This window comes from Stenomitos rutilans, from assembly GCF_059505485.1.
Genome location: NZ_JCACKR010000158.1, coordinates 1 through 15,609 on the forward strand (window position 1 = coordinate 1; position 15,609 = coordinate 15,609).

Sequence of the window (15,609 nt, forward strand, 5' to 3'; positions counted from 1 at the left end):
CGATCTGGTTTTTCATTCACCACTACAATGCATCCTTACCTCTTTAGCACTACCAGCATAGTCTTTGCTGACTACAACCTCGTGATTGGTGCTAATGTGCAGAGTCTTCAAACCAGTTAAACCCTCTACCCGCTGTTGCACGTAGGCTTCTGCTGTGATTTGTTGTAGGGGTTCCCCTCGAAATTCTGAATAGTCAATGTTGATCTCGTCTGCTAAGTATTTTCTTAGTTTCTGCCAGTTCTTGTCATCCATCGTGTTTGCAATCCCCACAATCACATCAATGATCTTGCTTCGCTCAATTACCCACTGGATTGCTGATAACTCGTCAGATGTCATGGCTTATTTGAAATTTAAGAACAACAGGAGAACGTGTTACTCGCAGATTCTCACAGTCTCCTACTAAAAATTCTAAAGCACTGCCTCACTCCTCACTTCCAATTAACACAACTCTGAAACTTTGATAGATATAGCAGTCCTAAATCATTTGTGAGATTGAGAGGCTTTGTGAGAAAGGATTCCAGTGGAATCCTTTCTCACAATCCAAATAGGATCGCTATAGCTTTATAAACGACTGCCATAACCCAAAATCGAAGCGGTACAACAACTTATTATACGGAATTTTCTCTGAGTAATATCTGACTTGGGACATTACCTAGATTTTTTCGGGATATTTACCCCATTAGCGGACATTATTGAGAATTTTTTCGCATGATATCTCTGGAGCAGGAGATTATCGAAAAACTATCCGTATATTTTCAGAATCCAGCCATTGTTATGAAAAAACCCTACATGGTCAAAGTGCAGGGCATCAGGATAAGGCTTGAGCCGTGTTTAAGAGACGATCGACTCCAGCAAGCGCTCTGAGTGTGCGGCTGGATGAACCACAACATTGCTGTCATTATTCAGATCCACGATCGCCATGTCGCCTTCTCGAATCGTGCCGGATAGCAAGGCTTCTGCTAGGGCATCTTCTAGTAAGCGGATGATGACGCGGCGGAGCAATTGGGCACCACAGGCAGGATGATAGCCTTCGACGACGAGGCGATCGTTGACGCGATCGGTGCATTGGGGTGGCTAGACTACGACTATATTAACCAACCTTTGATACTCTACCAGTCTGAGCCTCACGAATTTTTTCGACACAGACCATCTTGATCCAATCTTGGCGACTGATCTTTTGCAGTTGGCACTCTGCATCAATACTTTTCAGTAACTCTGGTGGAAGGGCAATATTGATCTGTTGCTTTACTTGAAAATGACCTGTGAAATGCTGAGAAACATCTGCTCCTGAATGAGCTTGTTGAGCAATTTCCTCGATATCTCTTATTTCTTCAATAGACTCGCTGCTCATAGCTTCTACGCTCCTGTTTCGTTGATTTCCAGGCAGTGACAACCCAAATACACTCTCCTACTGTATCGGCTCGGTATTCAACAATGAATGTTGTCAATTGTCCATCCGCAAAACCGATAATTCGATATTGTTCTGGCAGTTCAGAGCGTTGGTCTTCAAGGTAGGGAGTGTAGAGCAAATCGTTCAACTGCTCAAAGTCGATATCACGTTCTGCCAAAACTTGCTGTCGTTTTGCTTCATCCCACCGAACACGCACAAATAGATTAAATAACGACCGGGATACTACCTTTATCTTAAGCGATTACATCTTTCCGCAAATCTGAATTGCTCTTTGGTGTCCTGACCAAGACTACTTTGGTATCTTAGCTTACAGTCAACCTCTCGCTCAGCCCAAGTGAGAGAGTAATGACAGAATAAAGCCCTGCATCTCAACGGTGCAGGGCATCAGGATAAGGCTTGAGCCGTGTTTAAGAGACGATCGACTCCAGTAAACGCTCTGAGTGTGCGGCTGGATGAATCACAACGTTATTGTCGTCATCCAGATCCACGATCGCGGTGTCGCCTTCTCGGATTATGCCGGAGAGTAGGGCTTCTGCCAGGGCATCTTCAAGCAGGCGAGTGATGGTGCGTCGGAGCGATCGAGCACCGTAGGCGGGGCTGTAGCCTTCCACGACCAAGCGGTCTTTCACGCGATCAGTGACTTCGAGGGCAATGCCGCGATCGGTGAGGTTGTTTGCCACATCGCGGATGAGCAGATCGGCAATGTCCTTCACTTCGTCGCGGGTAAGTTGACGGAAGACGATAATACCATCCAGGCGGTTTAGAAATTCAGGACGGAAGAACTGCTTCAGTTCCTCATTCACCGACGACTGAATGCGGTTGTATTGAGCATCTGACTGGTTTGCAAACTCGAAGCCAAAGCCATTGCCGCCTTTTTCAATCACTCTGGAACCGACGTTGGAAGTCATGATGACCAGCGTGTTGTTGAAGTTGACTGTGCGACCTTGCGAATCGGTCAAACGTCCGTCATCTAGCAATTGCAGCAACATGTTGAACACATCGGGATGGGCTTTCTCAATTTCATCAAACAGGACGACCGAGTAAGGCTTGCGACGCACTGCTTCCGTTAGCTGCCCGCCTTCGCCATAGCCCACATAACCGGGAGGCGACCCGATCAGCTTAGAGACTGTATGTGGTTCCATAAACTCGGACATGTCGAGCCGAATCATGGCCTCTTCAGTGCCAAAGACGCTAGCCGCCAGCGCTTTTGCCAGTTCGGTTTTGCCTACTCCAGTGGGGCCAGAGAAGAAGAAACTGGCGATCGGGCGATCGGGACTTTTCAACCCCACTCGTGCCCGCTTCAACGCTCGTGCAACCGCTTTGACCGCTTCATCTTGACCGATGACTCGCTCATGCAGAGTATCTTCCAGATACAGCAGTTGCTCCGATTCTAGCTCCGTCAGCTTGCGCACAGGCACACCTGTCCAGGCAGCGACGATCTGGGCGATGTCGTCTTCGGTGACGGATGGGGTATGGGATGTAGGGTTTGGGGTCTGGGGAGAGTTTTGTTCGCGTAGCGACTCCGAAGGAGTAATGTCGAGTGTCGAGTTTTGAGTTGATTCTGACGGCTGACGGCTGACGGCTGATGGCTGACGGCTAATCTGCGCTTCTAATTCCAACTCTCGATCGCGCAACTTCCCAGCCGCATCGAAATCTTGAGCCGCTACCGCCTCTTCCTTCTCTTTTGTCACCTGGCGTAGCTCTTTACGCAGCGCTTTGGTGGGCGAATGTTGGGTGTGTGCTAGCCGAACGCGGGAGCCTGCTTCGTCGATCAGGTCGATCGCCTTATCAGGAAGGTAGCGATCGGTGATGTAGCGATCGGAGAGCGTTGCAGCCGCAACCAGAGCGGTATCTTCGATTCTGACCTTGTGGAACTGCTCGTAGCGATCGCGCAAGCCAAAGAGAATCTCAATGGTTTCGGTGACGCTGGGTGCATTAACCGTGACGGGTTGAAAGCGCCGTTCAAGTGCCGCATCCCGTTCGATGTACTGACGATATTCATCCAGAGTCGTGGCACCAAGGCATTGGAGTTCGCCCCGTGCGAGTGCAGGCTTCAGCAAGTTGGCAGCATCCATTCCGCCTTCTGTACCACCTGCACCAACCAGGGTATGCACTTCGTCAACCACCAGAATGATGTTGCCACTGGTGCGTACTTCTTCCACAACTTTTTTCAACCGTTCTTCAAACTCGCCCCGGAAACGGGTGCCGGAAATAAGCGACCCCATATCGAGGCTGATGACCTGCTTGTTTTCCAGGGTTTCGGGTACATCGCGGTTCACAATGCGTTGGGCGAGACCTTCAGCGATCGCGGTCTTACCGACACCCGGTTCCCCAATGAGAATGGGATTGTTTTTCGTGCGACGACCAAGAATTTGCACGACGCGCTCAATCTCGGTTTGGCGACCCACTACCGGATCAAGCTTCCCTTCTGCCGCCAGTTGCGTCAGGTTCGTGCTGAATTCTGCCAGCGTAAGGGTCTGCGCGTTGCCCCGACTATTAAAGGGGTCGTCCTGTCTGCCACCGACCGAAGCCGCAACCGCTTCACCGATCGCTTGTGACCCCAACATTTGCAGCATTTGATCTTGCAACGTCAACGGATCGAGACCCAGACGTTGCAACACTTTAATGGCAACGGTTTCATTCCCCTGTGTCAGAGCAAGCAATAGGTGTTCAGGACTGACGTGATTCTGCCCCAGTTCGCGCGCTTGCTGCATCGCTTCGGCAAACAGGCGCTTGACTCGTGGTGTAAAGGGCAATTCTGCCGGAAGACTACCCGTACCACGACCCGTAATTTTTTCACACTCAGCACGAGCCGCATCTAGAGTCACACCTAACTGCACCAACAGTTGCGCGGCGGGGCTTGTTTGCTCGCGGATGAGACCTAGCAGCACTTGCTCCGTTCCTACCAGGTTATGCCCCTGACGACGGGCTTCTTCCTGAGAGAGCATGACTGCCCGGATGGCTTTTTCTGTGAACAGTTCAAACATAATTGGTTCTCCTACCACGCCGTTTGTAGCGATAAACGAGACAACTGATAGAGCAAGAGGCAGTGGTGAGAAACGCTGTAATCTGGCATCTTCAGTTGTGATGAAGCAAATGAGCTATGAACACGGGGTTCGGCTCCCCAGTAGACCGTATGTACTTTTATGTATTGATACTGTATCGCTGGCAAGGTGGCGATCGCAGTAGGGAAAGCCGTATGAGGTGGACGGTCGGTGGAGGAAGGGTGCAGGGAGGGAAGTTTTGAGTTAAGAGTTTTGAGTTAGGAGTTGATTGAGCGGTCAGCTATCAGCTTTTGCCCTTTATCCCCTTACCCCCCTCTCTCCTTTCTCATTACATGGCATTACAACCCGCGTTATCGCCCCCAATGCGGCGGGTAGAATAGACTGCCAAACAGTACAGGATAGGAATCCTGCCCATGACGTATCCCTCCCAGTCGTTGCCCGAATCACTGACTGTCGCTTTACAGCTTCATCGTAGTGGACGCGTTGCCGAAGCTGAATCTGTCTACCGCCAGAGGCTCGAGCATCAGCCACATGACGTAGACGCGCTGAACTTACTAGGTGCGCTGGTGTACCAACAGCATCGGTTTGAGGAGGCGATTGCCTGTTTTGAGCGAGTTTTAACCTTACAACCAGAGAATCCTGATGCATATAACAGTCTGGGCATTGCGCTGAAGGGGCAGGGCAAGCTAGATGAAGCAGTGGCTCACTATCAGCAAGCGTTGTCACGGCAACCTGCTCATGTGGAAGCGCTGAATAATTTGGGCAACGCGCTGAAAGATCTGGGCGATCTGGAGGGTGCGATCGCGGCGTATCAACAGGCCCTTGATCTGCGACCCACGTATCCCGAAGCGCACAACAACCTGGGCACCGCGCTGAAGGATCAGGGGATGCTGGAGGAGGCGATCGCTCACTACCAGGAAGCCCTTCGGCTCAAACCTAACTATGCGGAGGCCCATCACAATCTGGGGGTTGTCCTTCAGCATCAGGGAACGCTAGACGGAGCCATTCACAACTATCAGCAGGCGATCGCGCTCAAGCCCCACTACTCCGAAGCCCATTTTCACTGGGGCAGTACGCTGCAACAGCAGGGCAATTTGGAGGCCGCGATCGCTCAGTATCGACAAGCGATCGCGCTAAAGCCAACCTATGCCGAAGCGCATCACGGCCTAGCAAACGTCCTCCAGCTACAGGGCAAACTCGATGAAGCGATCGTCGTCTACCACGATGTCCTTGTCTTGCGGAAAAACTATGCCGAAGCGCACAACAACCTGGGCAATGCGCTCCAGGAGCTAGGAAGGCGAGAAGAGGCAATCGCCCATTACGAGCGTGCCCTTGTTTTGCGATCGTCCTTTGCCGAAGCACACAGTAATCTGGGTTCTGTGCTGAAAGACCTGAAGCAGTTTGAGCAGGCGATCGCGCATTTTCAGCAGGCGCTTGCCATTCGACCCGACTATGCCGAAGTTCACAACAATCTAGGCAACGCGTATCAGGATCAGGGCAATTTGGAAGCCGCGATCGACTGTTACCGCAAAGCCGTAGCAATTAATCCCAACTTTGCCGAAATTCGGAGCAATCTCGGTAATTTACTTCAGCAGAACGGTGAGTTTGCGGAAGCGTTTGAGCAGTTTGAAGCCGCGATCGCCGTGCAGCCAGATTACACCGGGGCCTACAACAACCTCGGCATCGCTCGCCGTAATCACGGTGACATCGAAGCAGCCTTCGCGGCTTACAACCAGGCGCTGACCCTTGACCCAGACTTTGTAGAAGCGAAATGGAACAAAGCGCTGACTCAACTGTTTACAGGCGATCTGGCACAGGGCTTTGCGGGTTACGAATGGCGCTTCCAATGGAGCAAGTTTCAAGAGCAAAACCCACCACGATCGTTCCCTCAACCCTGCTGGGACGGTTCTCCCCTAAACGGTAAAGCCATTCTCCTCTATACCGAGCAGGGCTTGGGCGACACAATCCAGTTCATTCGCTACGCCGCGATCGTCGTCCAGTGGGGTGGAAATGTCCTTGTTGAATGCCAAACTGCCTTAGTGAATCTCCTTCAAAACGTTGCAGGCATTCAACAAATCATCCCCTACGGCAATCCTCTCCCCGCTTTTGATGTTCACGCGCCCCTCATGAGCCTGCCTCACCTCCTCGGCACCACCCTCGACACCATTCCCGCCGCTATCCCCTACCTCCAAGCCCCGGCTTCCCCTGCGCCCCCGCTTCCCCCATCCCCACTCCCCACTCCCCACTCCCCGCTCCCTTTTAAAGTCGGCCTCATTTGGAGCGGCAACCCCCACAACCCCTACAATCGCAGCCGTGCTTGTCCATTAGCATTACTCCTCTCTCTGGCAGCTTTACCCAATATCACACTCTACAGCTTGCAGAAGGAACTTTCAGCCGCAGAACAGCAACAGCTAGCTGACTGCCCTCATATACACAACTTGCAGGAACACCTGCACGATTTTGTCGATACGGCTGGCCTCATCCATCAGCTTGATCTAGTTATTGCTGTAGATACCGCTGTAGCGCATCTTGCAGGCGCGTTGGGTAAACCCGTTTGGCTGCTGCTCCCCTTCGCCCCTGACTGGCGCTGGATGCAAGCACGCAACGATAGCCCCTGGTATTCCACGATGCGTCTGTTTCGGCAACCAGCGTATGGCGATTGGGGCAGTGTGATACAAGCAGTGGAAAAAGCGCTAATAGGCAGAACAACGGACAACCGCAGAGACGCGGAGGCGCGGAGACAATCAACAGAATCTTTTGGAGAAGCAGGCTACGGTGGTCAGAAGGCAGAAGGCAAAAGGCAGAAGGCAGGAGGCAATCAAAACGCCCTTTACACCTCACACCTCACATCTCACACCTCTCTTCCAACTCAACACTCAGAACTCAAAACTCAAGACTTAAAACTTAAAACTCACCCCCTCCACTCCCTCCTCAAAAAGGCCGTCCGTCATCACCAGGCAGGAAACTACCGCGAGGCGGAACAGGTGTGTCGTCAAATTTTGCAGCAGCAGGAAGACCACTCGGATGCATGGCACTTGTTGGGCATGGTGGCGCATCAGGAGCGTCGGTTTGAGGAGGCGATCGCGGCGTACCGTCAGGTACTGGTCACAGCCCCCGATAACTACGACACGTACAATAATCTAGCCGTAGCGCTTCAAGAACTGGGACAGATTGATGAGGCGATCGCACACTACGAAAAAGCGATCGCCCTTAAGCCTGACTATGCCGATGCTCATAACAATTTTGCCAATGCGTTACGCCATAAAGAGCTTACGGAAGAGGCGATCGTGCACTACCAGCAGGCGATCGCGTTTCGACCTCACTACGCGGATGCTCACAATAATCTTGGTCTGATCTACTTTGCAGAGGGCGCTTTTGAACTGGCAGCGACGTGCTACCGTCAGGCGATCACCGTGAAGCCAGACTTTCCTCAGGCGCACAACCATTTGGGTAATGCACTGAAGGAACTGGGCGATTTTGATACGGCCATCGCGCACTACGAACGGGCGATCGCGCTGAAGCCAGACTACGCCAAAGCCTTCAATAATTGGGGCAATATTTTTCGCGATCGAGGTGCGCTGCAAGAGGCGGTGCAGTATTACAACCAGGCAACCACGATCGAGCCAGCTTTCGCCGAAGCCCACTGGAACAAAGCACTCACGCTGTTGCTCAACGGGGAATTGCAGGCGGGATTTGCTGAATACGAATGGCGCTGGCAGGTCAAGCTGCCCACCTTTCAGCCCATGCGCCCCCTATCACAACCTTGCTGGGACGGTTCCCCTTTGGCAGGTAAAACCATCTTTCTCCACGCCGAGCAGGGCATGGGCGACATGATCCAGTTCGTGCGCTATGTGCCGCTCGTCGCTCAACGCGGTGGACGCATCGTGTTGGAATGCCACGGGCCCTTGGTAAACCTGTTCAAACAGCTTCCCAGTGTACACGCGATCGTCTCCTACGGCAGCACACCCCCTCCCTTCGATGTCCACGCTCCCCTGATGAGCCTCCCCCATATCCTCGGTACAACCCTGGACACCATTCCCGCCAACATTCCCTACCTTCAACTCCCGGCCTCCCCTGCCCTCCCGCTTCCCTTGCCTCCCCCATCCCCACACCCCACACCCCACACCCCACACCCCACACCCCACACCCCACACCCTTTCAAAATCGGCCTTGTCTGGAGCGGTAACCCACAAAATCCCTACAACCGCACTCGCGCTTGCCCACTAGATCACCTGCTGGCGCTGGCGGAGATTCCTGGTATCACCCTCTACAGTTTGCAGAAAGACTTGTCTGAGAGCGATCGAGACTTGTTGCAAGCCCATCCCCATTTGGAAGATTTGCGAGAACACCTGCACGACTTCGTGGATACAGCGGTGCTGATCCATCAGCTTGATTTAGTCATTGCCGTGGATACATCGGTTGCTCATCTCGCAGGCGCGTTAGGCAAACCCATCTGGCTGCTGCTCCCCTTCGCCCCCGATTGGCGCTGGATGTTGGGACGCGAGGATAGCCCCTGGTATTCCACCATGCATTTGTTTCGGCAACCCGCGTATGGCGATTGGGGGAGTGTTATACAGTCAGTAAAAAAGGCGTTAACAGACAAAGTTGGGGGCAACCGCAGAGGCGTGGAGGCGCAGAGGCAAACAATCAACAGCCAACAGTCAACGATCAACAGTCAGAAGCAAACTAACTCAAAACTCAGAACTCAAAACTCAAAACTTTCACCCCACACCCCACACCCCACACCCCACATCCTTTCCCTTGCTCTCCACCATTACCACGACGGTAACTTTGCCGAAGCGGAACGGTTATGTCGTCAAGTGTTGCAGCAAGAACCCGATCGCCTCGAAGCATTGCAAATTCTGAGTGTGTCACTGTGCTGCATGGGGCAAGCGATCGCGGCAATCCCCTACCTTCAGCAGGTCGTGCATTTACAACCGGATGCTGCCGAAGCGTGGAGCAATCTGGGAACGGCACTGCGAGAACAGGGTCGAACGGAGAAGGCGATCGCCCATTTCAACCGTGCGATCGTGCTCCAACCCACTTATGCCGACGCTCATTACAATCTGGCGCTGGTGCTTCAGGAGCACGATCGGCTGGAAGATGCCCTCTTTCACAGCCAACAGGTGCTTGCGCTCAAACCAGACTTTGCAGATGCCTACTACAATCACGGCTTTCTTTTGCGTCGGTTGGGACGATTGGAGGAGGCGATCGCCCACTACCGTAATGCCATTCAGCTTGCCCCTGATTCAGCCGGAGCGCACAAAAACCTCGGCCACGCCCTGTTGCTTACAGGCGATTTGCCACAGGGCTTTCAAGAATATGAGTGGCGGTGGCGGCAACCTGGTTGGGCAGCGCGATCGTATTCACAACCGTTGTGGAATGGCTCGCCCCTCGACGGCAAGACCATTCTCCTGCATGCAGAGCAAGGGTTGGGCGATACCATTCAGTTCATTCGCTATGCTCCCTTAGTGAAACAGTTGGGGGCGCGCGTCATCGTTGAGTGCCAGTCTGAATTATTGACGCTCCTAGAATCGGCAACCGATATTGATCAGTTGCTTGCTCAAGGTGCACCTGTCCCCGCTTTTGATGTTCACGCCCCGTTGCTCAGTCTGCCACATCTGTTGGGCACGACGTTGGAGACGATTCCCGCCCATATTCCTTACCTGCAACCGCCTCAAACGCTGCTTTCTCCTCTCCCTTCTCCCCTCTCCCCTCTCCCCTCTCTCAAAGTCGGCATTGTGTGGACAGGCAACCCGGATCATAAAAACAACCGCTACCGATCGTTCGCGATCAATCAATTTCTTGCCGTATGCCAATTACCAGAAGTCTCGTTCTACAGCCTTCAAAAGGGAGCAGATGCAGATTTACAAACGCTTTCTACAGTGTCGATTCAAGATGTGGGGCAGCATCTGCACGACTTTAATGACACGGCAGCGGCGATCGCTCAACTCGACTTGGTGATTACGATGGATACGGCTGTAGCCCATCTTGCAGGCGCGTTAGGCAAACCCGTTTGGCTGCTGCTCTCCTTTGCTCCCGACTGGCGCTGGCTGCTAGAGCGCGAAGATAGTCCCTGGTATCCCACCATGCGTTTGTTTCGGCAACGTCAACGCGGGCATTGGCAAGGCGTGTTTGAGCAAGTCGCAGCAGCGTTATGGCAATGGACAGAGACTGGCAAGCGCAATAGACACCGAAAGTAAGAGGATGTCTGAGAAGTGTCAGAGACGCTGCCTTCGCCCCCTCAATCCCCCAATTCTGGGGGACTTCCACCTCAGAACCCCTCAAATTTGGGGGGCAGGGGGGCGGTTCGGGTAGGCATTCATACCTTTTAAGACATCCTCTAACAACCCGTTACAAATAACCAGCAATCTCTGCACTTAATCGGCAATTTTTTCTAGCAGAATTTCATTGCCTTGATGCAAGCGTTTTAGCTTGTCACTAAAAACATTTGTGAAGGCATTGAGCGCGCTCTTCAATTGAACTTGAACACTGCTAGAAGCTGTATTTACGCCATCGCTTGTAATCACAAACATGCCACCAACGGCTAACAAACTCCAACTTAAAACAGCTACTTCTAACAGTTCACTGGCAGTCGCTATGCCGCTGATTGCGATTAATTGGTAGCGATGATACGGTTGCGATCGCAGAACATCGCGGGGCGTACCAGTAATTTTATGTACTTTCTCAGGAACACCTGCGCGGTCAATATTTGCCTTAAACTGCTCCAAAAGGACTTGCTCATTAGCTGATGCTTCAGCATGATCGACGTAGGCCAAAGCTGCCGTTTGGTGAAGCAAGATGTTGTCTAGTAGCCAGCAAGCAAGGCGACCATCCTGGCTACCAATGATGAGTACCTTTAAATGCTCAAGGGCTTGTAATGGCTGGAGGTATGTTGTCAAAACTTGTAGATCAACCTCTATAAAGCTACTAGAAAATTGATAGCCTTTGGTCAGCAATTGATACTGATAAATAGCTTTCGTAAGCGCTCCAATCGCTTCAAAAAAGTCTGGTTGTAACGCGGTTGCTTGTCGAAAGAATGCAATCGCTGGCTCATAGTGTTGTTGTTTAGAAAGCACGGTACCCACGTTAAAGTGAACTCTGGCAAGATCCGCCTCAGAAAATGCAGGCTTGAGCGCGATCGCCTTTTGAAAATAGATTCCTGCTTGCTCTAGATCACCCTGCTTGTGAAGCGCTGAACCAAAATTGTTGTAAGCTGCCGCCAAAATATTTTTCGCACTGTCACGCATAGCAGGTTCCGCTGACATACCCACTTCATAGAGTGCGATCGCTTCGAGGTAGCATTCTTGAGAAAGATAGTCGTTCGCTAGCTGTTGCCAGTTCAAAATAGCGGCAAAGTCAGCTGTTAAAGGAAATTTTCTAAATTTTTCTATAAGGTAGCTAAAGTGGTCTTGCTCTAGCTTTCGACGCAGGAGGTGAAGCGCTTTGTCCTCAGATGGAGTGTCATCTTGAACCTGCTCAGGGGCTGTTTGAAACTTCTTAAGTTGACGATCGAAGTTGTTACCGGGGTAGCGAATATACTCAACGGTTTCAATCTCAACCTTAAGCACCTTAAAGAACTTCGCTAGCCACAAATCATAGGAAACATCCTCACACCCACCAATTTGTTTATAAACAGGTGCTTCAGGAAAGCCTTCAATAAATTCGTGGCAATCCCGACGAATGCACAGATTGAGCGCCAGCGTATTTTCGATCGCAGCTTTCCAGTAGGGATGCAGCGTATCTTGCATCTTGACACCCGTTCGCACAACCCCAATAGGGTGCGGAGGTAACGTGAGTGGATACGTTTTTTCACCAACTGTAATTTCAACTCGCTTCAGCGCTGGCTCACTAGGGGCAGGATGATGGTCAAGCAACAGAAAACAAAGATAGATATGTTCTTGGAAGATGAGGTCATCTCCATCGCAGAAAAAGAGAATATCGCCTTTTGCAATCTTCGCACCTGTATTTCTTGCAGGACCAATACCGAGGCTTCTAAAGTGTTTAATCACTTTAAAGTAAGGCCTGTTCTGCCCAAACTCTTCCAGCAATGTCGGTGTACGATCGGTCGAAGCCTCATCCACAACAATCAGTTCAGACATGACTGAATGATCGCCATGATAGTGTGCATGAAAAAAGGCAATGCTGGCATCAATACTGTCTAACGTGCGAATGATTTCATCCTCTTTATTCAGCACCGGGACAATGACCGAAAACGATGTGATCATACCTTTAATCTCGTTGCTCAACGATGCTGAAGGTCTAGCTTAATAATGTTGTGGCAACCCAATTTGCATGACTTGAATAAACTCGCCGCTGCCAATATGAGTTTGCCCCACGGGTACCACCGCTAACCCACTAGCACCCGCCAAATTGATCAAGTTGCCTGAACTATGGTTACCGTCAGCCAGCCTAAATTCGTACAATCCATCTACCAAGTGGAGATGTCCCCAGAGGTACGATTCCCGCGTGCCGTCCGATCGCAAAGCAACGCGTGTGGTCGCCCTGACAAACCTTGGTTTCCAGGCCGCCTCAGGCAAACCCGACAGCTTGCGTAAGGCTGGCTCCACAAACCGCCAGAACGTGACTAGAGCGGAGACAGGGTTGCCGGGGAGACCAAAGTAGAGAGTGTGTTTGGGGTGTGGGGTGTGGGGTGTGGAGTATGGGGTGGGTTGCTGTCCCTCTGCTTCCTCTGCTCCCCCTGCTTCCTGCTCAAACGTCGCCACCGTCAAGGGCTTTCCGGGCTTCACAGCTACAGAGCGAATGTGAATATCACCACCCAAGGCTGCAAGGATGTCTTCCACGTAGTCGTAATCTCCAACCGAGACACCACCCGACGACAGCACGATGTCAGCCTGTGCGATCGCGGCGGCGATCGCGACCTTCAATGCCTCCGGATCGTCCACCACCACTCCTAGCCGCACGGGAATTGCGCCTGCCTGCGCCACCAAGCTTGCCAACGCATATTGATTCGAGTCCACAATTTCACCGGGTTGCAGCGGTTGATCAATGCTGACCAGTTCATCTCCGGTGGATAAAATTGCCACACGTGGTTGGCGGTACACAGTGACCTGCGCGCACTGAGCTGCTGCCAGTACAGCGATTTCAGGAGCTTGGAGCTGTAATCCAGACGGCAAAAGAGGAGTGCCTGCTTGATAAAATGCTGCCCGCTGACGCACGAAGGCTTGGGGTTTTGGAGCAGCAAGTACCGTCACAGTATCCCCTTCACGCTGCGTGTTTTCTTGAATGACGATCGTATCTGCCCCTTGGGGCATCACTGAACCCGTGAGAATGCGTGCCGCTTGCCCTGCCCCAACCACATGCTTTGGCTGATAACCTGCTGGAATCGTCTCTACAATGTCTAATTGCACCGGAGACTCTGCTGAGCACACTTGCACATCCGTGTAGCGAACGGCATAGCCATCCATTGCTGAGTTATCCCAATGCGGAAAGTCTAATGCACTCGTCACCGCACCTGCCAGCACTCGACCCGACGCCTCCATGAGGTTGCGTCTCTCGTTGTCGCGTTCGGCATCCAACGGCTGCACAAGTCCTAGAATGATAGTCTCTGCTTGTTCAACTGAAAGCATAGGGAATGGGGCGTTAAGGAACGTCTTGAGTTGATTGAGCGGTAGGATTCAGCGATTGGCTAACCACAAAGGGCAACAGGCTACAGCGATCAGCCGATTGCCTCTAAAAACTGTTCTGGTATGCCTATAGAACTTTACAACCAAAACCCGCCTTCCCTCTATTCGACTCCCTCTGCTTCCCTGGATTCCCTCTTCGCCATGCCATCCGTCTCCGTTTCGCTTCTTCTTTCGGCTGAAATGTCGTGGTCAGCACACTCCATTTGGGTGTATACGCTATTGTGTAAGGGTGTAGCTGCTTTAGTGGCTAAACTATTCAGACTGCGGTTGTACATCAGCTATACAAAAAGAATTTGCAGGTAAGGTCTTTCTTCTTGAGGTGTTTATGGTTAACCCACAATTTCACTCCTCCTTTGGAAATGCTTCTCAGTCAGGAGAAATACCCCAAGAGCTGCTAAATCGCCTTCCCGTTGATTCTGAAATTTGGCACAATCTAAAGCGGGCGATTGCCGCTAGTTCTGGATTTAAGCGTTGGCAGTTAGAACGCAATACAGACGGACGCTTAAGTGGGCTAAATCTGGATCATTTGGTACGCTACTACCTGCGTGAAACGCTGGAAACGCTCGCCTACTAGAGCGAGTGCGTTTCCTGGCTACAGCTGATCAAACACGCCCAAGATTTTACGAATACCGCTTTCGAGTTCGCTGAGCTTAGTCGCCGTATCCACCAAGCGATCGCCTTCCACCTCCACTTCCTGTGTGGGGTATTTTTGGATCGCCTCAATCAGCGAGATTTTGCTGTCATCGCTGGCCGAGAGGACGAGTGCCGACCGCAACGCCTGACGATTGGCGGTGTTAGTAGAGGTGTGGATCGTGCTGCCAACTTCGTCTAGCACACGCTCTCCTACAGCATTGTTTAACGCTCGATCAACGACAACGGCGCTAACGGTGACCTGCTTGGTCAACGCATCTCGTATTTCCTCTGGTTTCTTGTTTGCCAGCTTCATGTAGGCTGCTAAGGTAGGCGATGGTTCGCCCGTTTCGGCAAAGCTTGAAAGCTCAGCGACAGAGATAGACTCTTGAAAAATGCCGTACTTTAAGACCACTTTCTCTGCGGCTTGCCCAACCGTACTGTACAAGGTTGCACCCACGCTGGCGGTGAGCAGTAGGCAACTGTGAAGCAATAAACGTGAAAAGCGCATAGGTCGATTACAAGAAACAACTAGCTAATTGAATTTGACGAGATTAAACGATATTCGTTTCCTTCAAGTGACTCATCTAACACGAGGCATACCTGTTCGTTTGAAGCGATCGACTGGCACGAAACCGCAAGACGCTGGATCGCCATAGATACCCTGATCATGTAGATGTTTGTCAAATTTGGAACTTCCCTCTCCCAACCTTTGTCACGGTCTTACAATGATCACGGCTCTACATGGTTGGTGTGATAGTGCTCCTGTAGTCTGTTTTGCCACAACGTTGCGCTGGCCGTTAAGCAGGCACACGGTGACATGCAAACGATCGCGTTCTTAGATAGTTTAGTTGCGCGATCGCAACATCAATAGATCTCTTACAGTTAGAACCCGTTGAGTTGCAGCGAGGAGAAC

Annotated in this window: 9 protein-coding genes and 1 pseudogene; 2 read left to right on the plus strand and 8 right to left on the minus strand. The window is 51.7% G+C overall.

Going from position 1 to position 15,609, the window contains the following annotated elements; all coding sequences use genetic code 11:
• Positions 1-12 precede the first annotated feature (12 nt).
• The 5 genes and pseudogenes from AC5JLP_RS31415 to AC5JLP_RS31435 form a co-directional block, all read right to left on the minus strand.
• Complete coding sequence (locus tag AC5JLP_RS31415) at positions 13-336, minus strand: nuclear transport factor 2 family protein (RefSeq protein WP_496071799.1); 324 nt, start codon at positions 334-336, stop codon at positions 13-15.
• A gap of 495 nt (positions 337-831) precedes the next feature.
• Positions 832-1,053 (minus strand): annotated as a pseudogene (locus AC5JLP_RS31420) (ClpB D2-like domain containing protein); the annotation flags it as partial.
• 37 nt (positions 1,054-1,090) lie between these two features.
• Positions 1,091-1,351: a hypothetical protein gene (locus AC5JLP_RS31425; protein WP_496071800.1), complete on the minus strand. Its 261-nt coding sequence runs from the start codon at positions 1,349-1,351 to the stop codon at positions 1,091-1,093.
• Positions 1,332-1,607, minus strand: a complete 276-nt coding sequence (locus AC5JLP_RS31430; RefSeq protein ID WP_496071801.1) for a BrnT family toxin — start codon at positions 1,605-1,607, stop codon at positions 1,332-1,334. The genes AC5JLP_RS31425 and AC5JLP_RS31430 overlap by 20 nt, the downstream gene beginning before the upstream one ends.
• A 211-nt stretch (positions 1,608-1,818) precedes the next feature.
• A complete protein-coding gene (locus tag AC5JLP_RS31435; RefSeq protein ID WP_496071802.1) occupies positions 1,819-4,398 on the minus strand; it encodes an ATP-dependent Clp protease ATP-binding subunit in 2,580 nt (859 codons plus the stop codon).
• Between the two features lie 431 nt (positions 4,399-4,829).
• Here AC5JLP_RS31435 and AC5JLP_RS31440 point away from each other — a divergent pair, with 431 nt between their 5' ends.
• On the plus strand, positions 4,830-10,619 hold the full coding sequence (locus AC5JLP_RS31440; protein WP_496071803.1) for a tetratricopeptide repeat protein: 5,790 nt from the start codon (positions 4,830-4,832) through the stop codon (positions 10,617-10,619).
• A gap of 177 nt (positions 10,620-10,796) precedes the next feature.
• On the opposite strand, the gene AC5JLP_RS31445 is transcribed toward AC5JLP_RS31440, so the two are convergent.
• Both AC5JLP_RS31445 and AC5JLP_RS31450 read right to left on the minus strand, forming a co-directional pair.
• Entirely contained in the window at positions 10,797-12,644 is a 1,848-nt protein-coding gene (locus AC5JLP_RS31445; protein WP_496071804.1) for a glycosyltransferase, read from the minus strand.
• A gap of 39 nt (positions 12,645-12,683) precedes the next feature.
• Positions 12,684-14,006 (minus strand): molybdopterin molybdotransferase MoeA, encoded by a 1,323-nt coding sequence (locus AC5JLP_RS31450; RefSeq protein WP_496071805.1) that lies wholly within the window; start codon positions 14,004-14,006, stop codon positions 12,684-12,686.
• A 382-nt stretch (positions 14,007-14,388) separates the two neighbouring features.
• On the opposite strand from AC5JLP_RS31450, the gene AC5JLP_RS31455 reads away from it, so the two are divergent.
• Complete coding sequence (locus AC5JLP_RS31455) at positions 14,389-14,637, plus strand: hypothetical protein (protein ID WP_496071806.1); 249 nt, start codon at positions 14,389-14,391, stop codon at positions 14,635-14,637.
• Between the two features lie 18 nt (positions 14,638-14,655).
• Here AC5JLP_RS31455 and AC5JLP_RS31460 read toward each other — a convergent pair whose 3' ends face one another.
• A complete protein-coding gene (locus AC5JLP_RS31460) occupies positions 14,656-15,204 on the minus strand; it encodes an alpha/beta hydrolase (RefSeq protein ID WP_496071807.1) in 549 nt (182 codons plus the stop codon).
• Between the last annotated feature and the right edge of the window lie 405 nt (positions 15,205-15,609).

Coding starts and splice junctions, on each gene's coding strand:
- AC5JLP_RS31415 (WP_496071799.1), bottom strand. CDS start 336: ATGACATCTGACGAGTTATCAGCAATCCAGTGGGTAATTGAGCGAAGC.
- AC5JLP_RS31425 (WP_496071800.1), bottom strand. CDS start 1,351: ATGAGCAGCGAGTCTATTGAAGAAATAAGAGATATCGAGGAAATTGCT.
- AC5JLP_RS31435 (WP_496071802.1), bottom strand. CDS start 4,398: ATGTTTGAACTGTTCACAGAAAAAGCCATCCGGGCAGTCATGCTCTCT.
- AC5JLP_RS31440 (WP_496071803.1), top strand. CDS start 4,830: ATGACGTATCCCTCCCAGTCGTTGCCCGAATCACTGACTGTCGCTTTA.
- AC5JLP_RS31445 (WP_496071804.1), bottom strand. CDS start 12,644: ATGATCACATCGTTTTCGGTCATTGTCCCGGTGCTGAATAAAGAGGAT.
- AC5JLP_RS31450 (WP_496071805.1), bottom strand. CDS start 14,006: ATGCTTTCAGTTGAACAAGCAGAGACTATCATTCTAGGACTTGTGCAG.
- AC5JLP_RS31455 (WP_496071806.1), top strand. CDS start 14,389: ATGGTTAACCCACAATTTCACTCCTCCTTTGGAAATGCTTCTCAGTCA.
- AC5JLP_RS31460 (WP_496071807.1), bottom strand. CDS start 15,204: ATGCGCTTTTCACGTTTATTGCTTCACAGTTGCCTACTGCTCACCGCC.